The sequence below is a fragment of the Collinsella aerofaciens genome, from assembly GCF_015556945.1.
Classification (GTDB): domain Bacteria; phylum Actinomycetota; class Coriobacteriia; order Coriobacteriales; family Coriobacteriaceae; genus Collinsella; species Collinsella aerofaciens_AO.
Window position 1 is genome coordinate 154,475 of sequence record NZ_JADNNH010000001.1, and the last position, 17,494, is coordinate 171,968.

The following is a 17,494-nucleotide window of genomic DNA, read 5'->3' on the forward strand; positions in this document are numbered from 1 at the left end:
AGTTGCGGTGAAATGCGGACTGTTTGGCGGCTTTTTTGGCCAAAACAGTCCGTATTCCACCGCAAGTTATCTGAGGGCTAGAGATTGTAGGTGACTACTTGAGGTTCGGCGGGTTCGACGAAGATGGTTGGATCCGGCTGCTCCACGCGGACGAACTTGACGGTCACGGCCTCAAAGCCCGCCTTGTGCAGAACATTAGCGTAGACGCGCGCCTGCAGGGCGTGCTTCTCCTGCAGCTGTTCCGGCGTCTCATCCGGTGTGCCGCCCGTCTTGTAGTCGATGACCAGCGCGCATGACGAATCCGCCGGATTCGTCGCCAAAGCGTCGATGGCGCCCTCGGCATATGCACCGTAGCGAGCGATGTCCTCGTCCTCGCAGCCCAGTGAGAAGAACGGTACTTCGGCGCGAACGCACGGCCACGCGAGCAGGTCGGCACGAACAGCTGACTTGAGCCAGCGGTTCAGGGCAACGTCGAAGCGTTCGCGCTGCTCCGGCGTCAGGCACCACAGGCGCGCCAGCGCATCGGCGCGCGCAGCGGGCAACGCGTCGGCACCCATCTCGATGAGCCACTGGCAGGCGGCGTGGAAGGCCGAACCCAAGGCCATGGGATTGCCGACGGGCTCAACGGCGGCCACGTCTGCATCGGTCATCTCCGAGCCATCCGACTCTGCATCATCGCCGGACTCGTCCATGGGAACACGAGCCTCGGCGGCACGGTCTTCCGTCTCGGCATGCAGTGCCGCGGCGATTGACGAGTAGCTATATGAGTCACGCGCCGGGAATGGACAGGTGCCCATGCGCACGCCCACTGCCTGGGGATACACGAGCTCAAACGCATCGGACTCGGGGTCGGCAGGACCGGGCACAGTTGAGTGCGCAGCATTATCGGCGGCATCGACATCGCCACGAACAAGCCTGCCCTCGACATCCAGCGAAGCGTTGGCCTCAAACGCCTGCTCGCCAAACGTAAAGTCCGCCAGCGAGATGAGCTCGTAGTCGCCCGGCTTGGAGTTGTCGAACACCAAACGGTCGCTATCGAGCTGCGGCATGTCCAGACTGTCAGTCGGCAGGATGCGGCGCAGCACGTCGTAGGTCAGATCGGTCTCGACGTCGAAGGTCGGCGCCGTCACCTTGCCGCGGCTCACACCGGCATCCATCGCCAAGATCACCAGCTCGCCCGCTCGCGTCATGGCAACATAGAGCAAGCGGGCCCGCTCCTCGAGCGAAAGCTGCAGGTCGTCGTTGCGCAGGCGAGCAAATGCCTCGGCGGGAGAACCCGACGCACAGACGTCCTCCATGAGCTCCGGCGGCAGCCACAGCGACGTACCCTTGCCCTTAAACGCATGCTCAAACTGTTTTTTGACGTCGTCGCCCTTCACAAAGGTACCGTCGGCGAGCTTAACGCCGTCGAAGCGTGCCGGCAGTGCCACGACCTGCGCTCCGCCCTCGACGCGACCCATCTGTGCCGCACCGGACGATTTGCGCACGCCAAAACACTCGGCAACCGCCACGACCGGATACTCCAGGCCCTTGGACGCATGCACGGTCATGATGCGCACCGCGCCGTCGCCCTCCTCGTTGAGGGCGCCCGGGGCCTCCTTGCCCGCCAAGAAGCGGTCGAAGGCGAGCGCGATGGAGCGCGGAGAATTGCCGAGCTCGGCCTCTGCCTCGGCCACGGCGTCGAGCGCCTTGAGCACGTTGGCGGCAATGGCCTTGCCCTCGGGGCCACGCTGCGCCAGACGCACGAACCAGCCGGAGGCATTGACCACATCGCGCGCGATGGCGGCGAACGAATCGCGTCCCACGCGACGAAGCGCGTAGCGCAGCACCTCGCGGGCACGCGTCACGAGCGGCAGGTTCTGCAAACCCGGCACATCGGAATCGCTCATGATGCCCACATCGATATTGCGGCGCGACGTCTCGCCCGTCTGCTCGTCGAGCTTGGTCGCCAGCGCCAGGAACTCCTGGGCGCCGAGTGCAAACATCGGCGAGGCCAGCAACGGCATAAGGCCTTGGGCCGTATCGGCCGGATTGGCGAGCGCGCAGACCAGGGCACGCACCGTCTGCACCTCGGCCGCCTGGGCAAAGACCGAGCCGCCTGCGATGACGCAGTCGAGTCCTTGGTCGCGGAAGGCCTGCGCGTAGACGCCGGCATTGGTCATGCGACCCAGCAGCAGCACCATGCCGCCCTGGGGCTGGCCGGCATCGGCAAGCGCATGGAATCGCTCGGCGATCGCACGGGCCTTGGCCTGCGTGCGCTCCTGCATACTGCCGCCGGCAACGAACAGCGCCTGGCGGCGCGAAGCCTTTGCCTTGAGCATGTCCTTGCGTTTGTCGCTCGGTTCAAGATCCAAGAACCCCTGCATCAAACCACCGGTGTCGCCGTCAAAGACGCGCGCCACATAGCGCAGCACCTCGTCGTGGCTGCGGAAGTTGCGCACGAGTTTGACGAGCTCGCCGGCGGGAGCATCGGACGTGGTGACCGTCTCGGACGCCGTCGTCGAACCCACCTTGCGCTCCTGGCGGCGAAACACCTCGACCTCGGCACCACGGAAGCGATAGATCGACTGCTGCGCATCGCCCACCGTGCACAGCGCGCGCTCGCCCGCACCCGTCAAATAGCGAATCAGATCGACCTGCATCTGGTCGGTATCTTGGAACTCGTCGATCATGACCATCTTAAAGCGGCCCTCATAGGCAGCTCGAACAGCCGGGTAGTCGCGCAGCGCCTCGTACGCCATGCGCAGCAGGTCATTGTTATCGAGCGCGGACTGGTCGGCCTTGAGCGCACGGTACTCCGCCTCTACGGCACGGGCAAGCCCCACCAGCGCATCGAGCGCCGGGCCGCCGCAGGCAAGCACGATATTGATAAACGCATCGGCGGCCTCGGCCTTGAGTAGCTCCACCTGCTCCTTAGGAAACGCCTTGCTCGCCCGAGGCATGCCGCACGACATCATGAGTCGCGCCGCATCCTCCATGGTTTTGCCGCTCGCCTCAAACGCGTCGATGGCGTCGAGTGCCACCTGCGCTTTCTCGGTCGTGGCCTTGCTTGCGCCCAGCGCCGCACGATAGGCATCGGCAAGCGCCGAGGTGTCGGCTTGGCCGCGCGCCACGCACACGTCGTCCATGCCGCCCGGCAGCTGGCTCGATAGCTCCAACAGGTCGCGCACCAGGCCTTTGATGGTGGTACCGGCGCCAAACGGCCCGCCCTCACCCGCCATGGGATACCAAGCGTAGAGGGCCTTAAGCGAGGCGGCGAGCTCGGGCGCGGCATCGGGCGCTGTCGCGCGCCCCAGCACATGCTCGACAGCCTGATCCATAAGCTCATCGGTATCGGTAAGCACCGTGAACTCGGGATCGATACCCAGCTCCAGCGCGTGCGCGCGCAGGATACGCGAGCACATGCCGTGAATGGTCGAGATCCACGCGTCGTCGACGGTCAGTGCTTCCTCGTCCATGCCCTCTTCGATAAGCGCACGGCGCACACGGTCGCGAATCTCGGCCGCGGCGTCTTTGGTAAAGGTAATGGCGAGCACCTGGTCCAGATGCTCGACAAACGGACCGGATTCGGGCGAGAGCGCGTAGACGATGCGGCGCGTGAGGGTAAAGGTCTTGCCCGAGCCGGCACCCGCCGAGACAAACAGCGGGCGGTCGAGCGTTTTGACGACTTGCAGCTGTTGCGGCATCAAAGTCGAAAGATCCATGGTCTACACGTCCCTCCTTACAAACGTTCCTTCGTGGTTATACGAGCAGCGCGCATGCGCGGCCTGTGCCGACGTCGGGTCGACAGCGGCGACGTTGCCCGCCTCGAGTTCGCGCAAGCGCTCGGCGATGCCGGCCTCCACGCGGTCGAGCAGCGCATCGAAGTCCATGTTGCCGCCCTCGCCGGGAAAGCCCTTTTTAAGGCCCGGGATGCGACCGTCGCCGCGCTCTTCCTCGAGCAACTCGGCGCTCGACGCACCTCGCAGTGCGGGCTTGCCGCCCTTGGTCGAAAAATAGAGCGCTGCGCGGGTATCTAGGCCCAGTGCCCGACGCATGGCCTGCGCGTAGATGAGTGTCTGGGTATGGGGCGGCAGCCAGCGCGGATCATCGATGGGGGCCTCGCCCGACTCCTCGTCGCGCACCGTGGGGTCGGCGAGCTTAAACTCCTCGACACCCGAACGATGCTTGTAGTCAATCACCACAGCGCGGTTCTCGGCGTCCACATCCACGCGGTCGATGCGCCCGCCGAGTGGCCAGCCGGCATACTCAACGTTAAGATCGTTAAAGGCAAACTCCAGGTAGCGCGGAGCAAAAGGAGCCAGCGCCTCGGCTTCATAGGCAAGCACACCCTCCAGCTGCGGCAGAATCTCGGCCACCTGGCGCTCCTCTACCGGAGAGAGCGGCACGAGCGGGCCCTCGTTGCCACGCTTGGAGGCATGCTCGGCCAAAGTCTCGTCAAAGACCTCGCGCAGCAGCTCCTGAGCACGTGGCAGGTTCTCGGGCGTCACGCGCTCCATGCCCTCCTGGGGCAGACGGGCGTGCAGGTGTTCCAGCACGTCGTGGACAAAGTTGCCCTTCTCCATATTGCCAAAGCCGGCGTCGATCGACTGGGGCTTCACGCGGTACGAGACGAACCAGCATAGCGGGCAGGTCGAATAGGCCTCGATCTGCGAAGCGGACGTCAGGCGCGGCACCAGCGGCGCATCCTCGCCCTCGCCATCGCGACGGCGCAGGACCAGATACGGAATGGCTTCATCGCTCAGATGCTGAGGAGCTTCGCAGGTCACGCGCTCGCGCCTAAGACCTTCGCCTGCCGCAGGATCAAAGTCGGCGATGATATCGCCCTCGCCCACGCGCGTGGGTTTGACAGCGCCAGCGGCCTCGGCATGTGCCCGCAGCTCGGTCCATACGGCTGCCGGGTAGCATTCGCGTGCCTGGCGATCGTGTGTCACGCGGGCGAGCGCGACCGGACCGTTCGCCGCCTGCATTGCACGGCCAAAGCGCACGCGCAGCAGGGCGGCGGGCTCCAAAGACACACCGTCGCGGCGCAGCTCGGCCGTCAACGTGGCAAGCGGGCCCTCTTCGTGCGAAAGCGGATAGCTGTCCAGGTCGACATCGGCAAACAGCACGGCATCGTAGCTGCCAGGGCGCAGGACCGACGCATCGGCAAGCGGCACGAAGCGCACCTGTGCCCGTGGTGTGCGATCGACCTCGTAGGTCTCGTAATCGTAAGCGGTACTGCGCTTGTCCACCTTGGTTCGAACGCCGTCGAGAACCGGCACGGTCGCGGCCTGCGACACGTCGAGCGCGCGAGCATCGTTCATAAGGATGTCGATGGCATGGCGCAGCAAAGCCGTCTCTGCCTGGCGACGGGCCTGGCCGTCAAGGCCGCCTAGAGCGCGATCGGGCAGCGCCTCGGCAACGGCGAGCATGGCCTTGAGCGCCGTCACAGGTTTGTCGCGCCACAGCGCCTGAAACACGTCCGAGACCACGCATGGCACGTTCTTAAACCAGTTATCTTCGCTGGCGGCCTTGCGGGCGCCCCTCACCTGGCCCTGCACGCTCTGCAGCAGGCTCTTGACGCCCGCAGTGGTCTTGTTGCGCGACAGGCGCATGTTCTTGTCGAAGCCGCGGGCGCTCGCGGCGTCGGCACCCGAAAGCGGGCTATAAATCCAGTCGGTAAGCTCCGGCGCGGGCCACCACTCGGTCTTGGAGGCGGTGCCCTCGTCGGCAGCCTTCATGCGCTCGATCAGATTGGCGAGTGCCGTGAACTGCCTGCCCGCGATGGACTGGGAAAACGCCGTGAACTCAGTCGTCTCGGCCGCAATGTGACGCGCCGCCAAACGGGCAGCGAGTTCGACGAACAGCTGGGGCGCCCGGGCGGAAACTACGAGCACGCGCGCGGGGTCGTAGTTCGTCGCGGCGCCGTCGCGCGACATGGACTCCTCGCATGCCGCGACCAGGTTCTCAAGAGCATCCACATAAGCGCGGGCGCGGGCATGGGGACCGGCCACCTCTATAAAAATAGGCTGAGCAGCAGGCGCAGAAGCGGTCTCGGACGCGCCGGCGTCCTCCCCCAACGGGGCGGCCTCAAACAGCACACCGCGGGCATCAAAGGCGGCAGCAAGTTCCTCGCGCATCGCCGCCTGCTCGCAAGCGAGCAGCACGACAACCTCTCCCCCGCGGTTCGCCACGGCCGACAACAGCTCGAGCAGACCATGCGTAAACGACGTGACACCACGCACGTAGACGGCGCGGGCGCACCCCGGCAGGTTGTTCGCCAGGGCTTCCGCCATCATATCGGCGGCTTCGCAGGGCTCGACCATGCCTCGACGGTCCAAGCCGCTCGCATAGGCGCTCAACAGCTCGAACACGCGGGCCTCGGCGTCGCTTTTGGGCTCGGGCTGAGCGGCGGCATCGCGGCAGCGTTCGTCGCCCGTCCCCGCCACGCCCGGCAACACGTCGCGGGCCATACGCGCAAGCATGCGTACCGTGCCTTGGCTGCGCGAGAGCGGCTGCAGAGCAGCGTCGTCGCGGCGGTCGATCATGTCCGAGAACAGCATCTGGCGCTGAAGGTTATCCACAAAGCTGCGGCCATCGCCCATAAGCTCCCACAGCGAGCGGAGCCACGATGTGGGCGTCTTGTAATCGACACCCAGTGAAACCCCGGCTTCTGCCGCATCATGACGGCACAAGTCGAGCTCGGCAAACGAGGGCGCCAACAGAACAGCGCGCCCGTGGCGGGCAACCAGGTCGGCCAGCAGCGCCGCCTCGGCATCGCTCAAATCCGTGCCGGCATTGGTGGTATAGATTCGAACAGGCATGGTCCTCCACTCAAACTGTTCGCAATATTCAACGCATCTATCCTACCCGCCCGCACGGACAACATGGCACCACACCAACATGTTTTGGCGCATCGGGGTCAGGCTACTTTGCACCAGATCCCCTCGATGATCCGTTTTCCTCCGTCCCCAAGGGATCAAAAAACCGCCCCCGAAGGAGCGGTTTTACACAATCCGTTTTGGCGCGGCCTACTCGCCATCCTCCAGCTTGATGAGGATCTTGCGGTAGCCACCGTACTCGCCGTTGAGCGCCTTGGACACACGGCTCACCGTGGTGGACGAAGCGCCGGTACGTGCCTGAACCTCGACATAGGGCTCGCCCTCGTCCAGGTAACGCGCGACCTGCAGACGCTGCGATAGATCGCAAATCTCGCGCGGCGTGCAGATATCGGTCAAAAACGCTTGGATATCCTTCTCGTCGTCCAAAAGGCTAAATGCGTGGACCAGCTGCTTGACATCAGGCTTGTCAAACATGTTCTCGATATTCATCGATCACCGCCAAACCCGCCAAAAGGCATCGAAGTTGATACTGACATCGGGCATCGTTCACCCGTAATATGCAATAGGGCAACGCCTGTGGCTTTTGCCCGTAGCAGTTTAGCACACCACCAAACTAAAGCGACAAGACTCTCTGCCAGCGGCACGTTTTTTAGGACGAACGCCGTTTTGAAACCGAATGCGCACGCAAGCTCCACGAATATCTGAGACAATGGGCGGCCGAACAGGGCCGAGCCCGCGCATCTATCCGAGTTGCAAAGGTATGTGCCCCTCACGCCCCCTCACCACGCCATGCGCAAGAAAGGATTCCCACCATGCGCTTTTTGCTCAACTGGCTTTTGACCTCAATCGCCATCGCGATAGCAACGTTTCTCGTCCCCGGCATTCAGCCCTTCGGCATGGCCGACGCCTGGGTCTGCTTTGCCTTCGTGGGACTGTTCCTCAACATCGTCGACTCGCTCGTCAAGCCGTTCCTGACGGTCATCTCGCTGCCGCTCACTATTATCACGCTTGGTATTTTTCAGCTCGTAGTCAACAGCTTTATGCTCGAGCTGGCCAGCTACCTGTCGGTCAATCTGCTGGGCGCGGGTATCTCCATTGCCGGCTTTGGATCAGCCTTTATGGGCAGCATCCTGGTATCCATCATGCGCAGCATTCTCGACAGCATCGCCAGGAACTAAAGCGACCGGATACGGACCGCCGCAACACGCCAAAAGAAGGCCGTCCATCGCAACGATGGGCGGCCTTGTCATTTGTCAAGCCTCAGAGGGCAAGAAAATCTACCATTTCTACCCCGTCCCCAAATGGCAGGTGGGACTAGATGACGTAGTCGTAGCCCTCGTTGGGGGCGACGAGCGCATCGAGCGTCACGCCGTCGAGGTAGTCGTTGATGAGCTTGTCCAGGTTCTTCCACACGTCGAGCGTGGGACACTCATCCGAACGCGAACAGCCCTTGCAGTCGCCGTCCAGGCATGCGACCGGCGCCAGGCTGCCCTCGGTCAGGCGCAAGATCTCACCCACCGTGTACTGCTCGGGCGGGCGCGTGAGCACGTAACCACCGCCCTTGCCGCGCATGCCCGAGAGCATATTGGCGCGCACGAGCGTGGCCAAAATATTCTCCAGATATTTCTCCGAAATCCCCTGACGCGCAGCGATCTCTTTGAGGGGAATGCGGCCTGCCGCCTGGTGCTCGGCCAGGTCAACCATAACGCGCAGGGCATATCTGCCCTTTGTGGAAACCAACATATATATTGCTGCCTTTCGGTCTTTTAATTCGTAGAAATTCTAGCCGAAAAATTGGTTTTGAAAATACCTATTCCCGTCAAGCTGGTTAATCGACTCGTAATAATCTTCTATTTCCTATTGCGTTACTAGGCTTTAGTGCCTACTATGCTTGCCAACAGCAAACGAACAACCTATAAGGTTTATGGGTTTCGCTGTTACACACACCGTAAAACCACACGGTATCCAGTCATTTGAACACTTTGGAGGTTCACCATGAGCAATGTTTACACGTCCATCGATCAGCTTATCGGTCACACTCCGCTTCTGGAGCTCACTCACTTTGAGGCCGATGAGGACCTCAAGGCCCGCGTGCTCGTCAAGCTGGAATACTTCAACCCCGCCGGGTCCGTCAAAGACCGCGTCGCCAAGAACATGATCGACGAGGCCGAGAAGGCCGGCAAGCTTGTGCGCGGCGGCGACTACACCATCATCGAGCCCACGAGCGGCAACACCGGCGTCGGCATCGCCTCGGTGGCGGCCGCCCGCGGCTACAAGGTGATCATCACCATGCCCGAGACCATGTCCGTCGAGCGCCGCAAGCTTATGCAGGCATATGGCGCACAGCTCGTACTCACCGACGGTTCCAAGGGCATGAAGGGCGCTATCGCCAAGGCCGAGGAGCTGCAGAAGGAGACGCCCAACAGCATCATCGCCGGCCAGTTTGTGAACCCCGCCAACCCTGCCATTCACAAGGCCACGACCGGCCCCGAGATCTGGGATGACACCGACGGCAAGGTCGACATCTTCGTCGCCGGCGTTGGCACCGGCGGCACCGTGACCGGCGTGGGCGAGTTCCTCAAGGAGCAGAACCCCGAGATTAAGGTCGTCGCCGTTGAGCCCGCCACCTCCCCGGTGCTCTCCAAGGGCCAGGCCGGCCCGCACAAGATCCAGGGCATCGGCGCCGGCTTTGTGCCCGACGTCCTCGACACCCGGGTCTATGACGAGATCATCCCCGTCGAGAACGAGGACGCCTTTGCCACCGGCCGCGCCGTGGGCCACAAGGAGGGCGTGCTCGTGGGCATTTCGTCCGGCGCCGCCGTGTGGGCCGCACTGCAGCTGGCCAAGCGCCCCGAGAACGAGGGCAAGACCATCGTGGCGCTGCTCGCCGATACCGGTGAGCGCTACCTGTCCACGGCACTCTTCCAGGACTAGGGCCCGTCGCCCATAGGTTGAGCTCAGGGACGAGCCGGCCTCCTCTCTCCCGGCAGTCTGAGCCCATCCCATCAGGGTGTCCCACGAGACGTCCGAACTTGCTACAATGTCTGCGGCGCGGAACCAGCCTCCCGCGCCGCTTTTCTTTTTTGGCCACATGCCACCAAGGAGAACCTCCCCATGCACAACAAGCGCGTGCTCGTCGCCATGAGCGGCGGCGTCGATTCCAGCGTGACTGCCTATCTGCTCAAAAGCCAGGGCTACGAATGCGTCGGCGCCACCATGCGCCTCACCTGCCCCGTGCCCGATCCCATCACGGGCATGAGCAAGGTCGACCGCGACATCGCCGATGCAAAGGCCGTCGCCGAGCGCCTGGGGATACCCCACCATGTGCTCGACCTGCAGCAGACCTTCGACCGCAATGTTATCGAGCGCTTCGTGACCGCCTACCAGGAGGGGCTGACGCCCAACCCGTGCATCATCTGCAACCGCCATATTAAGTTTGGTGCGCTGCTCGATGCGGCGCTGGATATGGGCTGCGACTACATCGCCACAGGCCACTACGCCAAAACGAGCCAGTCGTCCGACGGCACCTGGCAGCTGCACCGCGGCGAGGACCCTAAAAAGGACCAAAGCTACTTTTTGTATTCGCTCACACAAGAGCGCCTGGCACGCACGATCTTTCCGCTGGCAGGCCTAGACAAAGAACGCGACGTGCGCCGCATTGCCGCCGAGCAGGGCTTCATAAACGCCAAGAAGACCGAGAGCGAGGATATCTGCTTTATCGCGGACGGCGACTACGCGGGCTATATCGAGCGCCGCTGCGGACATGCCGCCGAGCCAGGCGACATTGTGTGGCGCGACGGCAGCGTGGTCGGACGCCATAACGGCGCGCTGCGCTATACCATCGGTCAGCGCAAAGGCTTGGGCGTCGCGATGGCGCATCCCGTGTACGTAACGGGCGTCGACGCCGCCAGCAACATTGTGCTTCTGGGCGAGGCCGAGGACCTGACGGCCACAGCGCTCACGGCCAATGACTGGATCTGGAGCGCGCCGGACGCACGCATGGAGGCCGAGCTGGATGCCGGCGGCATTCGCGTAGGTGCCAAGTACCGCTACCGTCAGAAAGACCAGGCAGCGACCCTTACGCGTGACGAAGACGGGCAAATGCTGCTAACTTTTGACGAGCCGCAACGAGCCATCGCCCCCGGCCAAGCCGTCGTCGTCTATCGCGGCGACGTCGTCCTGGGCGGCGGCACGGTGACCGGCGCACTTAAGTAGCCACAGGTTTATCGCTGCACGTGTCGAAGCACCTCAACAGCGGCACTAACCTCGATTACGCGACGCTCGAGGCCGCGGCAAATGGCCTCGAGTCGACCCTCCGCCGTCGCCCATTCGCTCTGCGAAAGAATCTCGATCGCCTCATCAACAAATCCGTTGAGCCGCGATGGATCGAACCAATCGAGCGAGTCCGCAAGCGCCAGCTGGACGGAAGGGTCGGGCCCAAACGGCTTAGCGGAAAACCCAAACTCCCCAGCTGCGAGCACGGCAGTTGGTACGTTGTACCACAGGCAATTGCCGCTATCGAACAGCGGAGCAGGCCTTATCTCCAGGGTATCGACATTGCGGATGATGCCGAAGTTTCGCCAATGGCGGTCGCTGTTGGCCAAAAGGGCATCGCAGACAATCATCTGCGACATAGACCTTCTCACAGCGGCCTCATCGACACCATGCTTGCCGAGGTAGCGGCAGTACCGGTCGTACGTCGAGCTTCCTCGCTGGCCGCCAAGGGCGTTCTTAACGTAAACAGCCGGAACATATTCCTCGCGGCCGTCTAGAAAGTCGTCGCACAGACACACAGGGCCATCGAACATCCGCTCAACCGTATAAGAAACAAACTCGCCCTCCGACAGCAAGCGACGATGCAGAGCCGTTGCAACCGCCTCGTTAAAGGGACGCTGATCGTCCATCCCGCACCCTTTAGCCAAAACGCGAATGCCGTTTCGGATCATCCACGATTTAGGGAGCTCGCCCTCGGACGTGTTATCCGGATTTTTAAGACCGATGCCTTCCAGCCAACCCGAACGCTCTTCGGGCGCCGATCGCTCAAAATCATTCTCGAAGTAATTGAGGTTTCGCCATTCGAGCCCGTCGCATTCTGCCGGTCGCAGCCAATAACAATCCGAAAGTGATAGGCCCAGGCACCGAACCGGAACCTCGATGCCACTGGCAATTCCCAGTTCACGATAGCGCGAGACGAGCCCGGGGCGGACGTCAGGCACCGACCGATGGCTCCACCACACGTTGAGCTCCCGTTTATTCACCGTAAGAGAAGAGCTCGAGCATGTGCCAAACGGCATTCGTTGCGCATCGAGGACCTCGGCGATTTCGAAGGGAAACTCGCGCGTCGGATCAAACGAAACACGCGCAACCTCATGGTCGGCGGACATCAGCGTAAACTTGCGCCCCACATCGGCCGCAGGACGGCGTCCACGTTTGCGGACCTTTTGATAAGCGACCGCAGAATCATACTCAACCATCTTCCGTCCGCCCACAATATCGCACGCGAGCGTTCCCGATGCGGAAAGTTGAGATATGCGGGCTTTCGTAACGCCCAACAGGTGGGCGGCGTCACCCATAGACAAGTACTCAGACGTATCCATACGCCGCATCACCTCGTTAAGTAATTTACGCGTTTAGTTAATAGATTACATACATCATAATACTAAACGTCCTAAAGAGAAAAAAGGCCCGAGAAATCGGGCCTTAGTGATTGGTCAGCCGAGTCGCAAGCTGCTCCCCTAGCGCTGGACGTAGGCGCGGACGAGCTCGTAGGTGTTGCGCACGCCGTCCATGTGGCTGCGCTCGTAGTTGTGGCTCGCGTACACGCCGGGGCCGATCAGGCCATGGCGAATGTCGTAGCCGGCCGAGAGCGTGGCCTCGACGTCCGAGCCGTAATGCGGGTACACGTCGATGGCATAATCAAGCTCAAGCTCGCGCGCGATATTGGACAGCTCGGTCACCAAATCGTAATTGTAGGGGCCACCCGAATCCTTGGCGCAAATCGACACCATGCGCTCGGTGCAGCCCAGGTCGTCGCCCACGCAGCCCATGTCCACGCTGATCATCTCGCGCGTGTCGGCCGGCACGAAAGCGCCGCCGTGGCCGACCTCCTCGTACACGGTGAAGAGCAGCGACACCTTGCGCGAAAGCGACACCTCGCCGTCAGCAACGGCGCGGGCCAGACCCAGCAGAATCGACGCCGACAGCTTGTCATCCAGGAAGCGGCTCTTAATGTAGCCGCTCTCCGTCACCGTGGTACGCGGATCCATAGCGATGATGTCGCCGGTCTGAATACCCAGCTCAAGCACATCGTCCTTGCTGTCGACATTCTCGTCGAGCAGGATTTCCATGTTCTTCTCGATGGTCTTGACCGGCTCGTCGGCCACGTGCGCCGAAGGCTCGGTATTGAGGACCACACCCGTGTAGACATTGCCGTCGCGCGTATAAACGGTGCAGTTCTCGCCATCGGCCGTAGACCACTGGTGCCCGCCGAGGGTCGTGGGGCGCAGGCGACCATTGTCCTTAATGGAACGCACCATGGCGCCCAGGGTGTCGACATGGCTCGCCAACACAAGCGGCTCACCCTCGCCGCCAAGCTCGACCAGCACGTTGCCCTTATTGGAACGCTCGGGGCCAAAGCCCATATCGCGCAACGTTTCCATCAGATAATCAGTCGCCGCACGGGTATAGCCGGTAGGCGAAGCAATAGAAGTCAGCGCCTTCAACTGGTCAGTAATATAGGAGAGCGTAGAATCCATCTTGGACACCAAAGTCACCCTTTCATATCGAGTTAAACCCACAGCAACAATACCACCGCGAACCATCTTTTTACCTAGCGAGATGACCCATCGAGCTCCCCAGAACTGCGCCCGCCACGATAACGAGCCGGCGGGCCCCTGCCCGTTAGCCCCACAATCTTTCCGCAGGACGGAGGAAGCCCCCGCCGCACGAAGTGCGCAGCGGGGGCTTCCGACATGTCCGAGGACGATTGTGGGGCTAACGGGCAGGGGCCCGCCGAACCAAGTTAGGCAGCCGGGCAGATCTTCTTGAAGAGCTCGATGACGTCGTCGAGCGTCGCCTCGCGCGGGTTGCCCGGGAAGCAAGCGTCGGCCATGGCGTCCTTGGCCAGGACCTCGATCTCGTCGGCCTTCATGGCCTCGCAGACGTGCGGGATGTTCACGTCGGCGGAAAGCTGCTTGACGGCGGCGATAGCAGCGTCGGCAGCCTCGTCGGTGCTCATGCCCGTGGTGTCAACGCCCATGGCGACGGCGACCTTGGCCAGGCGCTCGGCGCAAACCGGCTTGTTGAACTCCATGGCGATCGGCAGCAGCATGGCGCAAGCGACGCCGTGCGGGGTGTCGTAGTGAGCGGACAGGGTGTGAGCCATGGCATGGTCGATGCCCAGGCCAACGTTGGAGAAGCCCATGCCGGCGACATACTGGCCAAGAGCCATGCCCTCGCGGCCGGAGCCGGGCTTGCCGGACTTGGCCTCGGCGACGGAGTCGCGCAGGTTCTCGCTGATCAGCTTGATAGCCTCAAAGTGGAACATGTCGGAGAGCTCCCAAGCGCCCTTGGTGGTGTAGCCCTCGATGGCGTGGGTCAGAGCGTCCATGCCGGTGGAAGCGGTCAGACCAGCGGGCATGGAGGCCATCATATCGGGGTCGACGACAGCGACCTCGGGGGCGTCGTTGGTGTCAACGCACACGAACTTGCGGACCTTCTCGGGGTCGGTGATCACGTAGTTGATGGTCACCTCAGCGGCGGTACCGGCGGTCGTCGGCACAGCGATGGTGAACACGGCGTGGTTCTTAGTCGGAGCAACGCCCTCGAGGCTACGGACATCGGCGAACTCGGGGTTGTTGATAATGATGCCAATGGCCTTAGCGGTGTCCATGGAGGAGCCGCCACCGATGGTCACGATAGCGTCAGCTTCGGCGGCCTTGAAGGCCTCGACGCCGTCCTTGACGTTCTGGATCGTGGGGTTGGGCTTAATCTCGGAGTAGAGGCTCCAAGCGATGCCGGCAGCGTCGAGCTCGTCGGTCACCTTAGCGGTAACGCCAAACTTGACCAGATCGGGGTCGGAGCAGACGAAGATCTTCTTGTAGCCGCGACGCTGAAGCTCGCCGGGGATCTCCTTGATGGCGCCAGAACCATGATAAGAGATGGTGTTGAGAACGAAACGATTAGCCATTGATAGCCTCCCATCGTGTGCGGGGCACCCATTACGCCCCACGCTATGGCTCCCATCCTAACGCTTTTGAAACAAAAAACGCGTGAGAACGTCAAAAGTGTTAAAGCGTTTCAACAGAATAACGGAGCCCTAGTCCTTCCCTCCCGACAGCAGCGGAGGCTAGATTATAGGAGCATCGCCCAAAGAATACGACCAACTCAGTCTATAAATTGTTTCTGTTTTAGCAATATATGTTTGACAATACGTTTATAAAAGGATACTTTATAGTAAATAACATGCATGAAGCAGATAGCGTCATTCATTTTGTTAGAAATTGCCCATGCGGTTATTGCAGCTGCATGTACTGCAACGTACAGCGTAATTCTCCGCACGAAGCAGAAGGCGGTTCCAATTCGATCGAGGCGATGACACGTGGTGGCTACTGGTCCTAAATCGAGCAAGACGGCTACAAACGAATATCGAATCTCAATTGAAGGTAACCCTTATCCGCATACTCTGGCCCTCATCAACCCAGCGGGAGACAACCTCACCATCAAAAAACATGGGTTCACGGGTCCACTAGGACAGCTATTGAGTCTTAAATATACCGTTTATGACGATGCAAATGAAAAACTCTTCACTGTCGTCGACGGTGGTTTTAGCAACATGCCCAGGGTTGCGCTCATCATCGAACACAAGGAAGTTGCGGTGTTTGATTATGGCCTAAACAGACTTGAGATGAAGTGCGTAACGAACATACCGAATTACTCAATAAAAGGTAACTTCCTATTTGGAGATTACGATATATTCAGCCAACGGGAAGTGAAACTATCTTCAGTTATCGTCCTTCAATGTGATAAACAATCGTGCTTTAGCATACAGGTTTTGGATAAAGCCGAATTAGCCGCCGCAATTGGAATACCTACAGCCATTGCCCTTCTTAGGGCTCGGATTGAAGAGCATCTCGAATAAATCGCAAAAAGCAGTTCGTAGCAACATTCAGGAGCTAGATAGTTTTTTTCTGGCTCCTGGAACTGTATTACATAGTCTGCAAATTGTTCAAAACCATGTCCATGATCCGCAGTAATGGCGGTATGTTTTTTCATCTCCTGCGTAAACGCTACTTTCAAAAAGGATATCGAAACACTATCTAAATTGTTGCAAAACTCATCTAGACTAATAATAGAATAGCTGCTCAGAAAGGCTCTACAAAGCAATAAAGAGGGCAGTTCCCCGCCTTGATTATCAACTTGATTACTGTCGTCTTATTTTTGAATAAAAAGCTCTGGCATATGTCCATCCCCTCAACTAATAATTATAGCTAGAAAGATGACATTTTTATTCTATAGCCTTAAGCAGCACGCTTTGCTGACGTCAAATCTTGTCATTACAAACATGCACCTTAGGCTTAAGACTCAAAAAAGGGGGCGGCCGAGATGGCCGTCCCCTCCCCATTATCGATCTATCTGGCAAAGGGACAGCCCCTTTGCCGCATTCGGTTACTTTCGGCAGCCCTCTTTCCAAGCCTCGGCCGCAACCTTCCAGCGTAAGCGCAAGTCGCGCTCGCGGTCGATGAACATGATGGCAAACGCGACAAACAGCAGCAAGCTCGCCACGACGATGGCGTGCAGGCCCATGCGCTCAATACACCAGTTGCCCAACACGGCGCCAAACACAAAGGTAAAGATCACGCCAAAGTACAGCAGGCCGTTTTCCAAAAAGCCGCGCCTGTGGGTGATGATGTAATCGTCCACGTTTTGCAGCGCGTTGCGCAAGTTGCCGATGCACATGGTCGTAGCGATGCCGTGACCGTGGATCTTGCGGAAGCTCTCGACCTGCATGCCGCAGGCAAACGAGGTGAGGCAGTTGGCGAGCAGGTTGAAATTGCCGCCCGGGATAAAGCTCACGCCCAGCAAGATGACGGCTTCAAAGAACACCGTCACCTGACGCCAGTGGATCACGCTGCCAAACCGCTCGTGCACCAAATCGGCAAGCATAATACCCACGGCAAACGACACCACAGGAAAGAAGTAGCGCCCCGCAAGGGCCCAGTTGCCCTCCGAAATGCTCACGCCCACGAGCAGGATGTTGCCTGTCTGCGCGTTGGCAAAAACATGGTCGCGCCCAATGTACGAATACACGTCCATAAAGCCACCGGCGAGCGCCAAGATGATGCCCAGCTCAATAGACTCCGATATCTGTTTGGCACGCTGCATCGTCGTGCATCCTCCTTGTTGACGACTCTCTCGTGCGTTGGCGGAAACATAGCCGCCGTTCATACTGTAACCCATTGACAACATGGCGTGCGCGCGAGACGGGTTCTCCAACGCGCAGATACACAGTCTGGAAACAAACAGCGGGCGCGGCGCCGACACCCGCATCGACACGCCGATCCGCCAGCTCGTGTACTCCACCAGTCTTTTTAGCCCCATTACAGTTTGAGTTGTCCGAAAGGGCGGCTCTTTTCCGTTGCACGGCTATACGATTGAGCCGTACCGGTGGT

The 17,494-nt window shown here is 60.6% G+C and carries 12 protein-coding genes; 4 read left to right on the plus strand and 8 right to left on the minus strand.

Annotated elements, in window-relative coordinates:
* Positions 1–77: 77 nt before the first annotated feature.
* The 3 genes from I2F59_RS00655 to I2F59_RS00665 form a co-directional block, all read right to left on the minus strand.
* A complete protein-coding gene (locus I2F59_RS00655) occupies positions 78–3,704 on the minus strand; it encodes a UvrD-helicase domain-containing protein (protein ID WP_195502777.1) in 3,627 nt (1,208 codons plus the stop codon).
* Between the two features lie 3 nt (positions 3,705–3,707).
* Positions 3,708–6,806 (minus strand): PD-(D/E)XK nuclease family protein, encoded by a 3,099-nt coding sequence (locus tag I2F59_RS00660; RefSeq protein WP_195502779.1) that lies wholly within the window; start codon positions 6,804–6,806, stop codon positions 3,708–3,710.
* 207 nt (positions 6,807–7,013) lie between these two features.
* The gene (locus I2F59_RS00665) at positions 7,014–7,313 is read right to left on the minus strand and encodes a YerC/YecD family TrpR-related protein (protein WP_022094855.1); all 300 of its coding nucleotides are present in this window, start codon (positions 7,311–7,313) and stop codon (positions 7,014–7,016) included.
* A gap of 323 nt (positions 7,314–7,636) precedes the next feature.
* Here I2F59_RS00665 and I2F59_RS00670 point away from each other — a divergent pair, with 323 nt between their 5' ends.
* Complete coding sequence (locus I2F59_RS00670; protein WP_118256363.1) at positions 7,637–8,002, plus strand: phage holin family protein; 366 nt, start codon at positions 7,637–7,639, stop codon at positions 8,000–8,002.
* A 136-nt stretch (positions 8,003–8,138) separates the two neighbouring features.
* Here the strand turns inward: I2F59_RS00670 and I2F59_RS00675 are convergent, their stop codons facing one another.
* Entirely contained in the window at positions 8,139–8,567 is a 429-nt protein-coding gene (locus I2F59_RS00675; protein ID WP_055250949.1) for an RrF2 family transcriptional regulator, read from the minus strand.
* Between the two features lie 252 nt (positions 8,568–8,819).
* On the opposite strand from I2F59_RS00675, the gene cysK reads away from it, so the two are divergent.
* On the plus strand, positions 8,820–9,758 hold the full coding sequence (cysK, locus tag I2F59_RS00680) for a cysteine synthase A (protein WP_195502781.1): 939 nt from the start codon (positions 8,820–8,822) through the stop codon (positions 9,756–9,758).
* 57 nt (positions 9,759–9,815) lie between these two features.
* A complete protein-coding gene (mnmA, locus tag I2F59_RS00685) occupies positions 9,816–11,039 on the plus strand; it encodes a tRNA 2-thiouridine(34) synthase MnmA (RefSeq protein ID WP_267473342.1) in 1,224 nt (407 codons plus the stop codon).
* 8 nt (positions 11,040–11,047) lie between these two features.
* Here the strand turns inward: mnmA and I2F59_RS00690 are convergent, their stop codons facing one another.
* The 3 genes from I2F59_RS00690 to fucO form a co-directional block, all read right to left on the minus strand.
* Complete coding sequence (locus I2F59_RS00690) at positions 11,048–12,421, minus strand: HipA domain-containing protein (protein ID WP_195502785.1); 1,374 nt, start codon at positions 12,419–12,421, stop codon at positions 11,048–11,050.
* A 138-nt stretch (positions 12,422–12,559) separates the two neighbouring features.
* Positions 12,560–13,579: a M42 family metallopeptidase gene (locus I2F59_RS00695; protein WP_195502798.1), complete on the minus strand. Its 1,020-nt coding sequence runs from the start codon at positions 13,577–13,579 to the stop codon at positions 12,560–12,562.
* A gap of 266 nt (positions 13,580–13,845) precedes the next feature.
* The gene (gene fucO, locus I2F59_RS00700) at positions 13,846–15,012 is read right to left on the minus strand and encodes a lactaldehyde reductase (RefSeq protein ID WP_195502787.1); all 1,167 of its coding nucleotides are present in this window, start codon (positions 15,010–15,012) and stop codon (positions 13,846–13,848) included.
* A 414-nt stretch (positions 15,013–15,426) separates the two neighbouring features.
* Here fucO and I2F59_RS00705 point away from each other — a divergent pair, with 414 nt between their 5' ends.
* Positions 15,427–15,963, plus strand: coding sequence for an LURP-one-related/scramblase family protein (locus I2F59_RS00705; RefSeq protein ID WP_195502789.1), 537 nt, complete (start codon positions 15,427–15,429; stop codon positions 15,961–15,963).
* Between the two features lie 527 nt (positions 15,964–16,490).
* Here I2F59_RS00705 and I2F59_RS00710 read toward each other — a convergent pair.
* Complete coding sequence (locus tag I2F59_RS00710) at positions 16,491–17,207, minus strand: YoaK family protein (RefSeq protein WP_055310199.1); 717 nt, start codon at positions 17,205–17,207, stop codon at positions 16,491–16,493.
* Between the last annotated feature and the right edge of the window lie 287 nt (positions 17,208–17,494).